Raw genomic sequence first — 20,449 nt, 5'->3', positions numbered from 1 at the left:
CGTCCACACCACGGTGACGGGCGCCGTTCACACCACCCGGGTGAGCGGCGCGCGCGCCGCCCTGCTCGATAGGGTGGATCAGATGGGGCGTTGCCCCATGAAGCACGCGTGCGCGCATCCGCGGGGAGTGTCGCGAGTACGCAGCGGGATCGTCGGTGGGCAACCACGGGCGAGGCTCGGTATCGATTCACGAGGAGCACGACGATGACGGATGGCACTCCCGACGAGACCTCGAACCAGGACCGGTCGCGGGCGGAACGTCCGGGACGCGCGGGTGCACCCCGCCGCGAGCGTCCGACCAGGGAACGCCCGCGTCGCCGACAGCGTCCCCGCGCGGCCACCCTGCCCCAGATCCTCGCGGCCGCCGTGGAGGCGAACGCCGACGGTGTGGCCCTCGTGTTCCGCGACGAGTCCGGCGCGACCACCGAGTGGACCTACCGCGAGCTCGACGCGGCGTCGTCGAAGCTGGCGCGTGAGCTGATCGCGCGCGGCATCGGTGCCGAGGACGTGGTGGCGCTGGCCGTCACGCGGTCCGCCGCGTCGATCCTGTCGATCTGGGCGGTCGCCAAGACCGGGGCGGCATACGTGCCGGTCGATCCGAAGTACCCCGCGGACCGCATCGAGTACATGCTCACCGATTCGGGGGCCACTCTCGGAATCACCACCTCGGAGCACCGCGAGACCCTGCCCGAGGGAGTGGGCCCCAGCTGGCTCGTCCTGGGCGACGCCGACCTGGACGCCGCCGTCGACACACGGTCCGCCGAGCCGGTCACCTACGCCGATCGCGTGCGGGTGCTCGGCCCCGCGAACACGGCCTACATGATCTACACGTCCGGATCGACGGGTCGACCCAAGGGCGTCGAGGTGACGCACGCCGGCCTCTCGAGCCTGGTCGCCGAGCAGCGTGAGCGCTTCGGCATCGACGCGTCCGCCCGCACCCTCGCCGTCGCGTCCCCGAGCTTCGACGCCTCGGTCTTCGAACTGCTCATGGCCGTGGGGTCCGGAGCGACGATGGTCGTGTCGCCGCCCGACGTCTTCGGTGGCGACGATCTGACGGCTCTGCTGCGCGAGCAGCGGGTGACCCATGCCGTCATCACCCCGTCCGTGCTGGCCTCGGTCACGCCGTCGGAGTTGCCCGATCTGCGGGTCGTGGTCACCGCCGGTGAGGCGTGCCCGCCGGAACTGGTGTCGCGCTTCGTGACCGACACCCGCCGCATGTTCAACGGCTTCGGTCCGACCGAAGCCACCATCATGACCAACTGCGCGGAGCTGTTCCCGGACGCGCCCGTCTCCATCGGCGGCGCGATCCGCGACTTCCGCACGCCCGTGCTCGACGGCCGCCTGCGCGACGTCCCGGCCGGTGTCGCCGGTGAGCTGTACGCGGCGGGTCCCGGTCTGGCCCGCGGGTATCACGGTCGGCCGTCGCTCACGGCGGAGCGTTTCGTCGCGGACCCCTTCGGTGAACCCGGCTCGCGCGTGTACCGCACGGGCGACCTCGCCCGCGTGCGCAGCGGCGGCGCGGTCGACTACCTGGGTCGCTCCGACTTCCAGGTGAAGGTCCGTGGGTTCCGCATCGAACTCGGCGAGATCGACGCCGCCCTGACCGCGCACCCGGACGTCCGCTTCGCCGCGGCGGCCGGACATCAGCTGCCCGACGGCTCGACGGTGCTCGTGGCCTACGTGCAGCCCGAGCCGGGCCACGAGATCGACGTCGACGACGTCACGGCCTTCGTCGGCCGCAGCCTCACCGCGTACATGGTGCCGTCCGAGATCATCGTCATCGACGCCGTGCCCCTCACACCCGTCGGCAAGCTCGATCGCGCGGCGCTGCCGCAGCCGACCATCGGCACGTCGACGAAGGAGTACCGGGCTCCCGAGACGCGGACCGAGATCACGGTGTCCGAGGTGCTGGCGGACCTGTTGTCGGCCGAGCGCGTGGGTCTGGACGACACCTTCTTCGAACTCGGTGGCAACTCGCTGCTCGCGACCCAGGTGGTCGCCCGGGTCAACCAGGCGGCGCAGTCCCGCATCGCGGTGCGGGACGTGTTCGAGGCGACCTCCGTCGCGGATCTCGCTGCGCGGGTCGATCTCTCGCTCGGTGCCCCGGAGCGGCCGCCGCTCGTGCGTCGTGATCGCTCGGGTGACCTGCCGCTGTCCTACGCCCAGCAGCGGATGTGGCTCACCAACCAGTACGACGTGGCGTCGCCCGCGTACAACCAGCCTGTCGTGCTGCGGATGACGGGTGCGCTGGATCTCGAGGCGCTCAGCCACGCGTTCGAGGATCTCATCACGCGGCACGAGACGCTGCGCACCGTCTACCCGCAGACCGACAGTGGTCCGGTGCAGCGCATCGAGCCCGCGTCGTCGGTGTCGGTGGTGCTCGATCCGGAGCGGATCGACGAGAGCTCGGTGTACGAGCGACTGACCCCGGTGGTGCTCGACGGCTTCGACGTGTCGTCCTCGGTGCCCTTCCGTGCCAAGCTCTTCCAGATCGCGGACCAGGACTACGTCCTCGCCGTGGTCATGCACCACATCGCCAGTGACGGTGGATCGCTCGCCCCGCTGGTACGCGATCTCACCACGGCCTACGTGGCGCGCAGCGCCGGTGCGGCTCCCGAGCTGCCCGAGCTCGAGGTGCAGTACGCGGACTACGCGATGTGGCACCGCGAGCTCCTCGGCGACGAGAGTGACCCGGAGTCGCTGAGCGCCAAGCAGATCGACTTCTGGACGCGCGCCCTCGCCGGCACTCCCGAGGTCATCGAACTCCCCACCGACCGGCCGCGACCGGCGCAGCCGTCGTCCCGCGGTGCGACGGTGCCGTTCCGACTCGAGACGGATGTCGTCGAGGGTCTGAACGACCTCGCGCGACGCACCAACTCGACGCTGTTCATGGTGGTGCACGCCGCCCTGGCCGTGCTGCTCTCGCGCATGGCCGCCACCGACGACGTGTCCGTCGGCACGCAGATCGCGGGCCGCGGCGAGCAGGCGCTCGATCCGCTCGTCGGCATGTTCGGCAACACGCTGGTCCTGCGATCGCATCTGGAGCCGGGGGAGTCGTTCGAGGACTTCCTGCTCCGCACCCGCACCGCGGACCTCGATGCGCTGGGCAACTCGGACCTGCCGCTGGACCGGCTGGTCGAGATCCTGCGACCCCAGCGCTCGCTCGCCTACGCGCCGCTGTTCCAGGTGCTGCTCATGCTGCAGAACTTCGAACGCACCGAGATCGAGCTGCCCGACGTCACCATCGGTCTCCTCGACTCGGACGTGCCGGTCGCGAAGCTCGACCTGACGCTGACGCTCATGGAGCAGGTGAACCCCGACGGGTCGCCCGGTCCCATCGACGGGTCGCTGCTGTACGCGACGGATCTGTTCGACGAACCCACCGCACGCACCATCGCGGAACGTTACGTCGGCATCCTCGCCGCCGTCGTGGCCGATTCCTCCACCGCCGTCGGCGATCTCCCGCTGACCACCTCCGGCGAGCAGACGCAGCTCGCCGCGCTGCGCGGCATCGACGCTCCGCTGCCCGCCGAGACCCTCGTCGACGCGTTCCGCCGCGGCGCCGCACAGGATCCGAGTCGGACCGCGCTCGTGTACGAGGGGACCTCTCTCACGTATGCCGAGTTCTCCACGCGGGTGAACCGGTTGGCACGGCACCTCGTCGCACTGGGGGTCGGTCCCGACGCCCGCGTGGCCGTCGGCATGCGCCGCTCGCTCGAGATGATGATCGGCATCTACGCGGTGCTCGAGGCCGGTGGCGCCTACGTGCCGGTGGATCCGGACCACCCGCACGAGCGCACCGAGTACGTCCTGTCCAGCGCCGCACCCGTCGTCGTGCTGACCACCACGCGCGATCACCGCGACCTGCCCGAGCACCACAACGTGATCGACGTCGACACGGTCGATCTCGCCGACGTGTCCGCGGAGCCGCTGACGGACGCGGAGCGGGCGGGCACGCTCGTGCCGTCCAACATCGCCTACATCATCTACACGTCGGGCTCGACCGGCCGCCCCAAGGGGGTGGCGGTCTCGCACCGCTCCGTCCTGAACCAGATGCTCTGGATGCACGAGACGTACGACCTCACGGTCGGCGACACGATGCTGCAGAAGACGCCCGTCACCTTCGACGCGTCGGTGTGGGAGCTCTTCCTCCCGCTGCAGCTCGGCGCCACCCTCGTCGTCGCGCGTCCGGACGGCCACCTCGACGTGCAGTACCTGCTCGACCAGGCGCGCTCGCACGGCATCGCGATCCTCGAGTTCGTGCCGTCCATGCTCGAGCTCTTCATGTCCGATGCCGGTCTGGCCCTGCCGGGATCTCTGCGCTACCTGTCCGTGGGCGGTGAGGCGCTGTCCGCCGATCTGGTGCGTCGGTTCGCGGCCTCGTCGGCCGCCGAGCTCGACAACACGTACGGCCCCACCGAGGCGACGGTCACGTCCACGCTGCACCGGACCACCGACGCCGACGTCCGTACCGTGCCCATCGGTCGCCCGATCCGCAACACCGGTGCGCGCGTGCTGGACTCGCGTCTGCACGACGTTCCGGTCGGTGTCCCGGGAGAGCTCTATCTCACGGGCGCGCAGCTGGCTCGTGGGTACTTCGGTCGGCCCGACCTCACCGCCGATCGCTTCGTCGCCGATCCCCGCACGACCGGTGAGCGGATGTACCGGACCGGCGACCTCGTCTCGGTCACCGCGTCCGGTGAGCTGGAGTTCCTCGGCCGCACCGACTTCCAGGTCAAGCTCCGTGGTCTGCGCATCGAGCTCGGCGAGATCGAGTCCGCTCTCACCGCACACCCGGACGTGGCCCGCGCCGTGGCCATCGTCCACTCCGACGAGCGCACCGGCGAAGCTCTGGTGGCGTACATCGTGCCGGAGGCCGGGCGCGCACCGGAACTGGCGAGTGTCCTCGACCTGGTCGCCGAGCGCGTCCCCGCGTACATGGTGCCGTCGCACCTGACGGTGCTCGACGAGATCCCGCTCAGCCCCAGCGGCAAGCTCGACCGCCGCGCTCTGCCCGAGCCCGTCGACGTGTCGGGACCGCGGGAGTACCGGGCTCCGGAGACGGTGTCCGAGAAGGTCGTCGCGGACGTCTTCTCCGCACTACTCGACACCCCGCGCGTCGGCATCGACGACTCGTTCTTCGAACTCGGCGGCAACTCGCTGGTCGGCATGCGCGCCGTCGCGCGGGTCAACGAGGCGCTGTCCAGCTCCATCGGCGTCCGCGATCTGTTCGAGAAGCCCACGGTGGCCGCGCTCGCCGCCCGGATCGACGCCGCGGCACACACCGGCCGTACCCGGCCCGTGCTGGCGCCGAGGGAGCGCCCGGAGCGAATTCCGCTGTCGCTCGCGCAGTCCCGCATGTGGTTCGTCAACCAGTTCGACACCGAGTCGGCGGCCTACAACATCCCGCTCGTCATCACGCTGCGCGGTGCGCTCGACGTGGACGTGCTGCGCGCGGCCGTCGGCGACGTGCTCGAGCGCCACGAGTCTCTGCGTACGCTCTACCCGCAGGTGGACGGCACGCCGTACCAGGTGATCCTGCCCGCCGACCGGGTCGCCGGACAATTCGCCGTGACCGAGGTCGCCGCGGACGACGTGCAGGCGCGCGTCCTCGACATGGTGACCTCCGGCTTCGACGTCACCGCGGAGGTGCCGCTGCGCGGCGCACTGCTGCGGACGTCGGACACCGAGGCCGTGCTGGCGTTCGTCGTGCACCACGTCAGTGCCGACGGATTCTCGATGGGCCCGCTCGCCCGCGACGTCATGACCGCCTACGCGGCACGTCAGGTCGGCACGCCGGCGTGGTCCGAGAACGGCCCGCTGCGTCCGCTGACCGTGCAGTACGCGGATTTCTCCCTGTGGCAGCGCGAGATGCTGGGCTCCGAGTCCGACCCGGAATCACTGGCGTCGCAGCAGGAGTCGTACTGGGTGACGCAGCTCGACGATCTGCCGGAGGTGCTCACGCTCCCGTCGGACCGCCCGCGTCCCGCGGTGTCCACCGGGTCCGGGTCCGCGGTCCACCACACGATCGATGCCGAGATCCACACTCGCGCGGCAGACTTCGCACGCGCCCACGACGCGAGCCTCTTCATGGTCGTGCACAGTGCGCTCGCCGTCGTACTCGCCCGACTGTCGAACACCACCGACATCGCCGTCGGTGCCCCCATCGCCGGTCGCGGCGAGGAAGCGCTCGACGACCTCGTCGGCATGTTCGTCAACACGCTCGTGCTGCGCACGCAGGTCTCGCCGCACGCCACGTTCACCGAGCTGCTCGCCGAGACGAAGACCGTGGACCTCGGCGCCTTCGGCAACGCGGACATCCCCTTCGAGCGGCTCGTCGAGGTCCTCGCTCCGGAGCGCTCGACATCGCACAACCCGCTCTTCCAGGTGGCGTTGGCGTTCCAGAACCTCGAGCGCACGACGTTCGAGCTCGGTGGCCTCGAGGTCGCCCGGTACGACGCCGGCATCCACTCCGCGAAGTTCGACCTGTCCATCGAGATCACCGAGACGGTGGAGGACGGCGGGCAGGCCGGAGGCCGGTCGGGTGACGTACAGGCCGCGGGCATGACGATGGAGGTGACGTACTCCACCGACCTGTTCGATGCGGAGACCGTCACGCTGTTCTGCGAGCGCTTCGAGCGCGTGCTGGCCGCGGCGATCGAGACGCCCGACCGCGCCGTCGGCGACATCCCACTGCTCGACTCCGAGGAGGCGGCGGCGTTGGCGCCCGTCACCGGGGACGACGCGGTGGCGGAGCGGACGCTCGGCGACCTCCTCGTCGATGCTGTCGAGACCAACTCCGACGGCCCGGCGCTGGTCTTCGACTCGGCGGTCCTGTTCGACGGGACGTCGGTGTCCTACCGCGAACTCGGCGAGTTCTCGGCTCGACTCGGCCGCGTGCTCATCGACCGGGGCATCGGAGCCGGATCCGCCGTGGCGCTGTCCGTCCCGCGCTCCGCGGAGTCGGTCGCGTTGATGTGGGCGGTGACCCGTACGGGTGCGGCCTTCGTCCCGATCGACCCCAACTACCCGGCCGATCGCATCGAGCACATGGTGACCGACTCGGGCGTCCGTGTCGGCCTGACGCTCGGCGTGCACCGGGCGTCCCTGCCCGACGAGATCGACTGGCTCGTCGTCGATTCCGACGAGATCCGGGCACAGGTCTCGGCCGCGTCGGCGAATCCGATCACCGACGCCGACCGCCCGACGGCCGTCACGCCGGCCGACCGCGCGTACATCATCTACACCTCCGGTTCCACCGGTCTGCCCAAGGGCGTCTCGGTGTCCCATCGTGGTCTGAACCACCTCGGGGTCTCCCAGCGCGAGCAGTACCGCGTCGAGAGCGACTCGCGCGTCATGCACTTCGCGTCGCCGAGCTTCGATGCCTCACTGCTCGAGCTGCTTCTCGCGGTGCCCGCTGCCGCCGCGCTGGTCATCGTTCCCACCACCGTGTACGGCGGTGAGGAGCTGGCGCAGTTCCTGCGCCGTCACGCGGTGACGCACGCGTTCATCACCCCGGCCGCGCTGGCCTCGGTCGACCACTCGGGTCTCGGTGCGCTGCAGACCATCTCGGTCGGCGGCGAAGCGTACTCGCAGGACCTGGTCGCCAGGTTCGCGCCGGGTCGTCGCACGCTCAACGTGTACGGACCGACCGAGACCACGATCGTCTCGCACATCGGCAAGCCCATGGTGCCGGGTGGCCCCATGCCCTTCGGTGGCCCGATCCGCGGGGGTCGCGCCATGGTGCTCGACAGCCGACTGGGTCCCGTTCCCGTCGGTGTGCCGGGTGAGCTCTACACCGCGGGACCCGGTGTGGCGCAGCACTACCACGAGCGCCGGGCACTCTCGTCCGAGCGCTTCGTCGCCGATCCGTACGGCGAGCCCGGTACTCGCATGTACCGCACGGGCGACGTCGTGCGCTGGTGGCGCCGCCCCGAGACGGGTGACCTCGAACTCGAGTACGTCGGCCGTGGCGACTCGCAGATCAAGATCCGCGGGTTCCGCATCGAGCCCGGCGAGATCGACGCCGTCGTGTCCTCGCACCCCGAGGTGCAGTTCGCGCTGACCACGCCGTTCACCACGGCAGCGGGGGCGAAAGTGCTGGTCACGTACGTCACGCTCACCGCGGGATCGTTGCTGCGCGAGTCGGACGTCACCGGGTGGGCAGCGGAATCACTTCCCGCGCACATGGTCCCGTCCGCCGTGGTCGTCATGGACGAGGTGCCGCTGGGTGCCACGGGCAAGGTTGACCGACGGGCTCTGCCGACGCCCGAGTTCGGTACCGACACCGACACCTACCGCGAGCCGGCCACCGAGACCGAGCGCGCCCTCGCTGCCGTGTTCGCCGACGTCCTCGGTGCGCCGCGAGTGGGCGCCGACGACGACTTCTTCGCCCTGGGCGGCGACTCCATCGTCTCCATCCAGTTGGTGTCGCGTGCTCGCGCCGCCGGACTCTCCCTCAGCCCGCGTGACGTCTTCGAGCGCCGCACGGTCGCCGCGCTGGCGGCTGTCGTGTCGTCGGGGGAGAACGCCGTCCGCATGCTGCCCGAGCTCGAGGGTGGCGGCGTCGGATCGCGTCCGCTGACCCCGGTGGAGCACTTCATGACCCGCCGCGGCGGCGCCTACGAGCGCTTCTCGCAGAGCGTCGTGCTGGACCTGCCGGCGGGTATCGACGAGCCCGGCATGACCGCGACACTGCAGGCCGTGCTGGACCGTCACGACATGTTCCGCGCGCGCCTCACCGGGTCGCTCGACGACGGCTTCGAGGTCGTCACCGCAGCACCGGGTTCGGTGGACGCCGCGTCGCTGCTCACCCGAGTCGACGTCGATGCCGACGTCACGGGCGACGACCTCGAGAAGGTGGCCCGCGCGGCACTCGACTCGGCGCTGGATCGCCTGTCGACGGCCGAGGGTCGTCTCGTGCAGTTCGTCTGGCTGGACCGGGGGCCGTCGACCGGCGGCCACCTCGTCGTCGCCGGCCATCACCTGGCCGTCGACGGAGTCTCGTGGCGCATCATCGTGCCGGACCTGGTCACCGCGTGGTTCGCCGTGTCCTCCGGGACCGAGCCGACTCTGCAACCGGTGGGCACGTCGATGCGTACCTGGGCGCACGCCCTGACCGATCAGGCTGCGTCGCGTCGCGGCGAACTGCCGTTCTGGACGTCCGTCGTCCGGTCCGAGGACATCCTTCTGGGTGACCGGGATCTGGACCCGTCGATCGACGTGCAGGCCACGCTCGACAAGGTGCGCGTCACCGTCCCGGCGGACGTCACGACCGCCGTCGTCACCGCTCTGCCGCAGATGTTCCGGGGCGGCGTGAACGACGGACTGTTGTCCGCACTGGCTCTGGCCGTGGCGAAGTGGCGCCGCGAGCGCGGCACCGAGACGTCGTCGCTGCTGCTGCGCCTCGAGGGCCACGGCCGCGAGGAGGACGTGCTCGGTGACGCCGGACTCGCGGATCTGTCGCGGACCGTCGGCTGGTTCACGTCGATCTTCCCCGTGCTGCTCGACCTCACCGACGTCGATCTCGACGACGCGTTCGCCGGTGGCGCCGCGGCCGGCCGAGCTGTCAAGGCCGTCAAGGAACAGCTGCTCGCGGTGCCCGATCGCGGTATGGGCTACGGCATGCTGCGTTACCTCGACGAGACGGGACGCTCGGTTCTCGCGCGATCCGTCGGCCAGATCAGCTTCAACTACCTGGGCCGCCTGTCCGCGGGCGAGCTGCCCGAGGGTGCGGAGGGTCTGGGCTTCCTCCCGTCGTCCGACATCACCACCCTCGCGGACGTGCCTCTCGACGCCGACATGCCGGCGATCGCCGTGCTCGACATCAACGCAGTCCTCGCGGACGAGCAGCTCGGTGCCACGTTCGCGTTCCCCCGCGGCATCCTGCCGTCGGAGGACGTGTCCGCGCTGGGCACCTACTGGGTCGAGGCACTCACGGCACTCGCTCAGCACGTCGGCAGCGGCGATGCCGGCGGCCTCACGCCGTCGGACGTACCGCTGGTGCCGGTGTCGCAGAAGGACATCGAGGTCTTCGAGAACGAGATGTCCGATGCCGGGTCCCATCTCGAGGACGTCTGGTCCCTTGCTCCGCTGCAGGCGGGTCTGCTGTTCCACTCGTCGATGCAGCCGGCCGGCGCTCCCGACGTCTACGTCATGCAGGTCGTGATGGATCTGACCGGCGACGTCGACCGGGACCGGTTCGTCGCCGCGGCCGGTGCGCTGCTCGCGCGCTACGACGGGTTGCGGACCTCGTTCCGCACCACCGCGGACGGTCGTGCGGTGCAACTGGTTCCGAGTTCCGCCGAGGTCCCGTGGGTCGATGTCGACCTGCGCGGCCACGACGACATCGAGGGCGACCTGCGCCTCGAGCTCGAGACCGAGCGGGACCGCCGGTTCGCGATGGACAGCGCGCCGCTGGTGCGCTTCCGGATGATCCGCACCGCCGACGACGCGGTCACGCTGTCGTTCATGGCGCACCACATCGTCATCGACGGATGGTCGATGCCGCTGGTGCTCAAAGATCTCCTCACGCTGTACGCCCTGCGCGGAGATGCGTCGCTGCTTCCCGAGGTCCGCTCCTACCGTTCCTTCCTGGAGTGGCTGTCGGTCCGCGACCGCGCTGTCTCGGTCAAGGCGTGGACCACCGCTTTCGCCGGCGCTGAGGAGCCGACGCTGTTGTCGGGAATCACTGATACGTCCGGGGTCTCGACCGACACGGGTCGGGTCGAGGTCGTCATGGACGAGAAGGTCACGTCCGAGCTGTCCGATCTGGGGTCGCGTCTCGGTGTCACGCTCAGCACGATCGTGCAGGCGGCGTGGGGCCTGGTGCTCGCGCGCCAGCTGGGCCGCGACGACGTCGCGTTCGGTGGGACGGTCTCCGGTCGCCCCGCCGACCTCGAGGGCGTCGAGACCATGGTCGGCCTGTTCATCAACACGTTGCCCGTCCGCGTGCGCATCGACGAGTCCGACAGCATCGAATCCTTCCTGCTCCGGTTGCAGGAGGAGCAGACGGCGTTGCTCGACCACCACTACCTGGGGCTGGCGGACATCACCACCGCTGTCGGCCCGGGCGCGGTGTTCGACTCGATCACCGTTCTCGAGTCCTACCCGGTGGACGAGGAGGGCCTGAAGGCCGCCGCGTCCATCGACGGCATGGCCGTCACCGGCGCTCAGGTGCTCGACGCGACGCACTACCCGATCAACGTGGTCACGTTCGCGGACACGCAGATCCGCATGACGCTGCGCTACCTGCGCGACCTGTTCTCCGACGAGTACGTGTCCGCACTGGGCAGTCGCCTGCAGGCCGTGTTCGCGGCGTTCGCCACGTCACCGGGTGCACCCGTCGGCCGCATCGAGACGCTGCTCGCCGACGAGCGCGCCGACCTGCTGTCGCGCCACGGATCCGCCGACGTCGACGAGCGCACGCTCGTCCGGATCCTCGAGGACGCCGCGGATCACGCTCCCAGCAGACTCGCCGTCCGCCAGGGATCGGTGCAGTGGACGTACGAGGAGCTCGACGCTCGTGCCGCGCGACTCGCGCGCGTCCTCGTCGACGCGGGTGTCGGACCGGACGTCGTGGTGGCCGTGGCGGTTCCGCGGTCGCCCGAGTTCGTGCTCTGCGTCTGGGCGGTCGCCAAGGCGGGCGGTTATGTCGTGCCCGTCGACCCGGCACACCCTGCCGAGCGCATCGACTACATGGTGCACGACTCGACGGCGGCGCTCGGCATCACGACGGTCGCCGACCGCCCATCCGACGTCGACGGGCTGCGGTGGCTCGTCCTCGACGACGAGCAGTTCGCGGCCGACGTCGACTCCCGCTCGCCCGAGCGCCTCACCGACGGTGAGCGTCTCGGCACCGTACGCATGAGCAACGCGGCGTACATGATCTACACGTCCGGATCGACCGGTCGCCCCAAGGGTGTCGTCGTCCCGCACACCGGTCTCGCCAATCTGGTGGCGGCGCAGACGGACTCGCTGGGTATCGACCACGCGTCGATCATCCTGGCCGTGGCGTCGACGAGTTTCGACGCGTCGATCTTCGAGATCCTGCTGGCCGCCGGCAATGCCGTGCCGCTGGCACCGGCGCCCGCCGGTTTCTACGGCGGACCCGATCTGGCGCGCTTCGTCACCGACGAGAGTGTCACGCACATGGTGATCACGCCGTCCGCGCTGGCGACCGTCGAGCCGGACGCGGTGCCGTCCGTGCGCGCCGTCATGCCCGTCGGCGAGGCGCTTCCGCCGGATCTGATGGCAGCGTGGGCGACGTCCGGCCGCACCGTCGTCAACGGGTACGGACCCGCCGAGACGACGATCATGATCAACGCGTCGGTGCCACTCTCCGCAGGCGATCCGATCACGGTGGGCGGTCCCAGCAAGGGCACCCGCGAGTACGTGCTCGACGGTCGGCTGCGGCCCGTGCCCGTCGGCGTTCCCGGTGAGCTCTACGCCGGAGGTCCCGGTGTCGCGCGCGGCTACTTCGGCCGCCCGACGCTCACCTCCGAGCGGTTCGTCGCCGATCCGTACGGTCCCGCGGGCAGCCGTCTGTACCGCACCGGCGACGTGGTCCGCTGGACCGAGGCCGGCACCGTCGAGTACATCGGCCGCAGCGACTTCCAGGTCAAGATCCGGGGCCAGCGCATCGAGCTCGGCGAGATCGACGCCGCGCTCGCGGCGCACCCGGACGTGGACTTCGCCGTGACGGTCGGCCACCGATCCGTCGGTGGCGTCACCGATCTCGTGTCCTACGTCCTGCCGGCGGCGTCCCTGCTCGAGGCGGGCGCGACCCTGGACGTCGCGGCCGTGCACGACTCCGTCAAGGAGAGCCTGCCCGCGCACATGGTGCCCGCGGTGATCATGCCGCTCACCTCCGTGCCGCTGAACCCGGTCGGCAAGCTCGACCGTGCCGCGTTGCCGGAGCCCACCCTGGTGCGGCAGCAGGCCGAGTACCGCGCCCCGGAGACGCCCGAGGATCAGGCCGTCGCCGAGGTGTTCGCCGATCTTCTCGGCGTGGAGCGGGTCGGTGTCGACGACAGCTTCTTCGATCTCGGCGGCAACTCGCTCGTGGCCACGCAGGCCGTCGCGCGTATCAACGCGGCACTGGACAGCCACATCGGCGTGCGCGACATCTTCGATGCGTCGACCGTGGGCGAACTCGCGGCGCGCGCACTCTCGGGTGGAGTCGGTCGTCGCCCCGCGCTCGTCGCGGGGGAGCGGCCCGATCCGGTGCCGCTGTCGCTCGCACAGCGCCGCATGTGGTTCCTCAACCAGTTCGACACCAGCTCGCCCGCGTACAACATCCCGCTGGCGGTGCGCCTCACCGGCACGCTCGACGTCGCCGCGCTGGAGGAGGCCGTCCGCGACGTCCTCGCCCGGCACGAGACGCTGCGCACGGTGTACCCCGGGTCGGAAGAGGGTCCGTACCAGGTCATCCTGGGTGTGGACGACGTTCCCTTCGACCTGGCGCCACGTCCGGTCGAGACCCCCGGTGTGCCCGGCGCGTTGTTCGAGTTCATCGCGTCCGGGTTCGACGTCACGGCCGCCGTGCCCGTGCGCGGTCTGCTGCTCGAGGTCGTCGACCCGGCCGGCGACGCGGCGGAGTACGTGCTGTCCATCGTCGTGCACCACATCTCCGCGGACGGATTCTCGCTCGGGCCGCTGGCACGCGACGTCATGGTGGCCTACTCGGCGCGCGTCGCCGGAGCGATCCCGGAGTGGGCACCCCTGCCCGTGCAGTACGCCGACTACGCGCTGTGGCAGCGCGAGGTGCTGGGATCGGAGAGCGACCCGGAGTCGTTGACCGCCCAGCAGATCGCGTACTGGAAGCAGCAGCTCGCCGGTCTGGACGATCCGATCGAGCTGCCGACCGACAGGCCGCGCCCGGCGGTTCAGTCCATGCTCGGCCACTCGGTGCAGTTCGCGCTGACCCCCGAGCAGACGGCCGGACTGCGCGCCGTCGCCGCGTCGCGTCAGGGCACGCTGTTCATGGCCGTGCACGCGGCGTGGTCCGTGCTGCTCGGTGCCCTGTCGGGCTCGCGCGACATCGCCGTCGGAACCCCGATCGCCGGACGTGGCGAGCGCGAACTCGACGACATGGTCGGCATGTTCGTCAACACGCTGGCACTGCGTCTCGACGTCGATCCGGATGCCTCGTTCGCCGATCTGGTCGCGGACGCCCGCTCGGTCGACCTGGCCGCGTTCGGTCACGCGGATGTGCCGTTCGAGCAGCTCGTCGAGGCCGTCGACCCGCGTCGGTCGACCGCGTACCACCCGATCTTCCAGGTGGGCTTCTCGTTCCAGAACCTCGCGCCGGTGACGTTCGAGCTCCCCGACCTCACCGTCGGGGACGTCGGGCTCGAGGCAGCGGTCTCGCAGTTCGATCTGCACCTCATCGTCAGTGAGGGAGCCGAGGACGGCTCGCTGCAGTCGGTGCTCACCTTCGCCGAGGCGCTGTTCGACCGTGCCACGGCCGAGTCGTTCACCGAGCGCTTCTCCCGCGTGGTCGACGCGCTGATCGCCCGTCCGGACGCACCGGTGCACACCGCGGACGTCCTGAGCGCGGACGAGCGTCGGTCGATCCTGGTGGACACCAACGATACTCGTGTCGCGGGTGCGCCCACCTCCGTCGCACGGATGTTCGCCGATCGGGTCGCCGAGCGTCCCGACGTCGCGGCCCTGACCGAGGGTGACGTCTCACTCACGTACGGCGAGTTCGGCTCTCGCGTCGCACGGCTGGCGCGCAGGTTGCTCGCCGACGGCGTGCGGACCGGTGATCTCGTCGCCGTGGCGATGCCGCGGTCGACCGAGTCGATGGTCGCGATGTACGCAGTGGTCCAGGCCGGTGCGGCCTACCTCCCGATCGACCTCGACCACCCGGCCGAGCGCACGGAGTACGTGCTGGGTGATGCCCGACCGTCGCTGATCCTGCTGGGTGGGCGAACTCTGTCCGCGCCCTCCGACGTCCCGACGCTCGACGTGCTCACGGCGGAGCTCTCGGACTTCTCCGACGCCCCCGTCATCGACGACGAGCGCACCCGCCCGCTGTCGGCCGAGGACCCCGTGTACGTCATCTACACCTCGGGGTCGACCGGACGTCCCAAGGGCGTCGCGCTGCCGCATCGCGCTGTGGCGAACCAGCTCTGGTGGATCCAGAACGAGTTCGAACTCACGGCGGACGACGCGATGGTGCAGAAGACACCGTCCACGTTCGACCTGTCGGTGTGGGAGCTGTGGTGGCCGCTGACCGCGGGCGCCCGGTTGGTGATCGGTTCGCCCGAGGCGAACCGGGACCCCGCTGAACTCGCGCGACTGATGCGCGAGCAGAACGTCACCGTCGCCGACTTCGTGCCGTCGCTCCTCGGTGCGTTCGCCTCGGTGGCGACGGCCGAGGACGTCGCGTCACTGCGAACGGTCCTGTGCATCGGCGAGGCGCTGCCGCGCGATGTGGTCACCGCGTTCGGCCGACTGTCCGACGCTCCGGTGGTGAACCTCTACGGACCGACGGAGGCTGCGGTCTCGGTCACCGTGCACCACATCGCGTCCGACGAGACGGGTCCGGTGTCCATCGGTGGACCCGAGGCGAACGTGCAGGTCTACGTTCTCGATTCGCGACTGCGGCCGGTACCCGTCGGTGTCGCGGGTGAGCTCTACCTCGCGGGCGATCAGCTGGCGCTCGGCTACTTCGGCAACACCACCCTGACGGCGGAGCGCTTCGTCGCCGATCCGTTCGGGTCCGGCAGGCTCTACCGCACCGGTGACGCGGTCCGCTGGGTCACCCGCGGTGACGCACGGATTCTCGAGTTCGTCGCCCGCACCGACGACCAGGTCAAGGTGCGCGGTTTCCGTATCGAACTCGGCGAGGTCGAGGCCGCGCTGACCACCGCCGACGGTGTCGCCGCATCGGCCGCCACCGTCGCTCGTACCGCCGGCGGCGAGCTGCTGGTGGGCTACGTGGTGCCCGAGAAGGACGTCACCCTCGACGTCGACTCGGTGCGATCCGCTGCGGCCGAAGCGGTTCCGGGCTACATGGTTCCCGCGCGCATCGTGGTGATCGAGGAGTTGCCGCTGAGCGTCAACGGCAAGCTCGACCGTCGCCGGTTGCCGTCGATCGATCTGGACGTGGCGCGGGAGTACCGCGCGCCGTCCACCCCGGTCGAGGAGATCGTCGCCGCCGCGTACGCCGCGGTGCTCGGTGTCGAGCGAGTCGGCATGGACGACAACTTCTTCGAGCTCGGTGGCAACTCGCTGTCGGCGACGCAGGTGGTGGCGCGGGTCAACGCCCGGCTGAACACCCGCATCGGCATCCGCGAGATGTTCGAGTCGGCCGACGTCGCGACATTCGCTGCGCGCGCCGAGTCGGCGTCGACGTCGGACACCCGCGCACCGCTGGTGCCCGTGGAACGTCCTGCCCACGTGCCACTCTCGCTCGCGCAGTCGCGCATGTGGTTCCTCAACCGTCTGGAGCCGGAGTCGTCCTCGTACAACATTCCGATCGCGGTGCGCTTCACAGGCGATCTGAACGTGGACGCACTTCGCGATGCCATCGACGACGTCGTCGACCGACACGAGAGCCTCAGGACCGTGTATCCCGCCGACAGTGGGGCGCCCGAACAGGTCGTGCTGCCTGCAGGTCGAGGCGTCGACGTGACGGAGATCGACCTGCGGACCGAGGACGACGCCGAGAGTGCGGTCGTTCGAATGGTCACGTCGATGGCCTCGACACCCTTCGACGTCACGACAGCTCCGCCGTTGCGGGTGGCGGTGCTCACCGTCGACTCGAGGTCGCACGTCCTGTTGGTCGTGGTGCACCACATCGCTGCGGACGGATTCAGTGCCGGTCCGCTCGCTCGTGACATCGCTGTCGCCTACGTCTCGAGGGCGCTGGGGAACAGGCCGACGTGGCAACCGCTCGATGTGCAGTACGTCGACTACACGCTGTGGCAGCGTGCTGTGTTGGGGGCGCCCGACGACCCGTCCTCGTTGTTGGCCTCGCAGGGTGTCTACTGGACATCTGTGCTCGAGGGCCTCGTGGACGAGATCGGATTGCCCTTCGATCGTCCTCGCACTGTCACACCGTCGAACCGCGGCTCGACCGTGGACGTGCGAGTGGACGCCGGCACGGGATCGCGAGTGCGGGATCTGGCGCGGGCCGCCAATGCCACCCCGTTCATGGTCGTGCACGCAGCCCTCGCTGTGACTCTCCACCGTCTCACCGGGGAGAACGACGTGGCGATCGGCACTCCGTACGCGGGACGAGGCCTCGCCGAGCTGGATCAGATGATCGGCATGTTCGTGAACACTCTCGTTCTGCGAACCGAGATGGCACCGTCGGCCACCTTCGCGGACGTTCTCGGTCACGCGAAGGAGCGTGCACTCGGTGCGTTCGCTCATGCCGACGTCCCGTTCGAGCAGGTGGTCGAGATGATGGACCTGCCCAGGGCCACGTCGCGGCACCCTCTCTTCCAGGTCATGCTCGCGTTCCAGAACCTGAGGAACGAGCGTCTGACGCTCCCCGAGCTGTCGGTCGAGGGCCTCGAGATCGACCCTGGCATCGCCAAGTTCGACCTGCAATTGACCATGGCGGACGATCCCGACGGAAACGGTGGATATCTCGCACGGTTCATCTACGCCGTCGACCTGTTCGACGAGGGAACGGTCAGGCGCATCGCGGACGAGTTCACGAGCGTCCTCGACGCTGCGGTCGGCGATCCCACTGCCCGCATCGATTCCCTCATTGCTCCGTCCGAGGAGGACATCCGAACGGTCACCGCGTTCGGCGGGCTCGATCGTCGAGGATCGGGCGGTACCGAGACTCTGTTCGAACAGTTCCGTCGGACCGTGCTCGCCGCGCCTGACGACGTCGCAGTCTTCTGCGACGCCTCCGAGACCACACTGACCTACGGACAGCTCTCCGAGGAGATCGTCTCGGTGGCGTCCGAACTGATGGCTGCGGGAGTAGGCCCGGAATCGACGGTCGCGGTCGTGCTCCCACGATCGGCACGACAGCTCGTCGCGTTCCACGCCGTGGTGGCGGCCGGTGCTGCGTACGTTCCGGTGGACCCGAGTCACGCAGTGGACCGCAACGAGGTCCTGGTGCAGGACAGTGGCGCGCGCTACCTTCTCTCGGACCGAGAATCGATGAACGAGTCCGGACTGGATTCCGTCGCGGACGGGCGAACCCGTCTCGATCTCGACGCCATGTCCGGTACGGACGATGACACCGCGCTTGCTCAGGTCCTCCGGCGCCAGCGCGAGATCCACCCCTCGACGCCCGCCTACGTCATGTTCACCTCCGGGTCCACCGGTCGTCCCAAAGGCGTCGTCGTGCCTCACGATGCTGTGTCGACCAGTATGGAATGGCGTCAGAACGAGTACTCGCTCGACGCGAGCGACGTCGTGTTCCACAAGACGCCGATGACCTTCGACGCATCGGTCAGGGAATTGTGGTGGCCGCTGCTGGTCGGCGCCCGGCTGGTGATCGCACGACCCGGTGGCCACCTCGACATGCGGTATCTCGCTGACGTCGTGGACGAACGACAGGTCACGGTGATGCACTTCGTTCCCTCGGTGCTGCGTCTCTTCGTCGACGCGATCGCGCCGGGGAGGTGCAGTTCACTTCGCCTGCTCGTCAGTGGAGGCGAGCGACTCCCGACCGATCTGGTGGCCTCGGTCGCGGCGCTCGGGATCGTGCGGCCGACCAACGAGTACGGACCCACGGAGACGACACTGTCCGTTGCTCGGCACCGCTCGACGGGCTCCGAATCCGGTGCTGTCCCGATCGGTCCTCCCATGGGATCGACCGCGGCGACGGTGAGGAACACGACACTCCGACTGGTCGGACCGTCGGTGCACGGCGAGCTGTACCTCGCGGGACCTCAGCTCGCACGTGGATACGCCTCGCGGCCCGGCGACACCGCCACCAGGTTCGTTGCCGATCCGAGCGGCACTCCGGGCTCGCGCATGTACCGCACGGGCGATGTCGTGCGGTGGGACGGTGAGGGTGAACTGATCTACTCGGGCCGAACCGACGATCAGGTCAAGGTCAACGGTGTCAGGGTGGAGCTGGGTGAGGTGGAGTCTGCTCTGCGCGGTCTCGACGGCATCACCGACGCCGCGGTCTTGGTGCGGAGAACCGGTGGGCGCAGTCGTCTACTGGGCTACGTCGTGTCCAGTGAGCCGAACCCGGACGAGACCGAGATGAGACGACGGTTGTCGGAGACGGTCCCGGACTTCCTGGTCCCTGCCCGGATAGTCGCGCTCGAGGCATTGCCGCTGAACGCCAGTGGCAAGGTCGACAGGCGAGCACTCCCGGAGCCGACCACGCAGAGGTTCGTGTCGCGGGAGCCACGCGACGAGCTCGAGCGCCAGATCTGCGCTGCGATGGCCGATGTGCTCGAATCCGACGCCGTCGGTCCGGACGACAGCTTCTTCGGCTTGGGAGGAAACTCGCTGGGCGTCATGGAGCTCACCGCAGCACTCCGACGCGACCTCGGCGTGGAGGTTCCGCTGCGGCAGATCTTCCTGGGTCCGACTCCGGCCGACATCGCCGATCACATCCGCAGCGTCGGCGACGGCTCGACCACCGCGTCGACCACGGGGCTGCAGGACATGTTGGGAGTCGTGCTGCCACTTGCCGGCGGGGAAGGGCGACCGGTCTTCTGCGTGCACCCTGTGTCCGGTCTGTCCTGGAGCTTCGGGGCTCTCGCACCCCACCTCGACGAGGTTCCGCTGTACGGACTGCAGCCGCCCGGCCTCCTCGACGTCGACGCTCAGGCAACGTCTGTCGCGGCCTTGGCCCGGACCTACGTCGACGCCATGCTCTCCGTGCAGACCGAGGGCCCGTACCGTCTGCTCGGGTGGTCACTCGGTGGCAGGATCGCCCACGAGATGGCTGTTCAGCTGCAACAGCGTGGCGCGGTCGTCGAGTCGTTGGTGATGCTGGACTCCTACGCCCACTCGCTGGACACGACGAACGACGCCGAGGACGCGGATCATCTGACCGATTTCCTGGCTGCATCCGGGCTCGTCGACGGGTCCCTGACAGCACCCGACGATGTCGCGTCCGCGTCCGAGTCGGCCGATGCCCTGGTCGACTATCTCTCGACGAGCACAGCTCTCGCGGGACAGGTGGATCCGCAGATCATTCGGAATGTGATCACGACGGCGACCGTCAACGGTGCGCTGGGTGCCGAGCATCATCCGGGTAGGTACCACGGTGAGATCGTGATGTTCTCAGCAGTGGAAGGGCGTGGGGACGAAGCGGGTCCGGCTGCATCGTGGGAGCCGTTCGCGGACGTGGTCACGGACATACCCGTCGATGTGAGCCACTGGCAGATGACGAGCGACCGAGCCCTGACGATCATCGGCCCCGCACTCAGGGACGTGTTCGTCCGCCGGTGACGAAGACGCCGTTCGTCGGTCCGCGTGCGGAGGCCGACGAACGGCGTGACCA

At 69.6% G+C, this 20,449-nt stretch carries 1 protein-coding gene; it reads left to right on the top strand.

The window, feature by feature from the left end; translation table 11 throughout:
• Positions 1 to 204 precede the first annotated feature (204 nt).
• Positions 205 to 20,397, top strand: a complete 20,193-nt coding sequence (locus HQ314_RS07455) for a non-ribosomal peptide synthetase (RefSeq protein WP_222649736.1) — start codon at positions 205 to 207, stop codon at positions 20,395 to 20,397.
• The last annotated feature ends 52 nt before the right edge of the window (positions 20,398 to 20,449 follow it).

The organism is Rhodococcus sp. BP-332, assembly GCF_019836065.1.
Taxonomy (GTDB): Bacteria; Actinomycetota; Actinomycetes; order Mycobacteriales; family Mycobacteriaceae; genus Rhodococcoides.
The sequence above is the reverse complement of the archived record's forward strand: the minus strand, read 5'-3'. Positions and strand labels throughout refer to the sequence as shown.

What these genes read in the sequence shown, in the direction of transcription:
- HQ314_RS07455 (WP_222649736.1), top strand. Translation starts at nt 205, where the DNA reads ATGACGGATGGCACTCCCGACGAGACCTCGAACCAGGACCGGTCGCGG.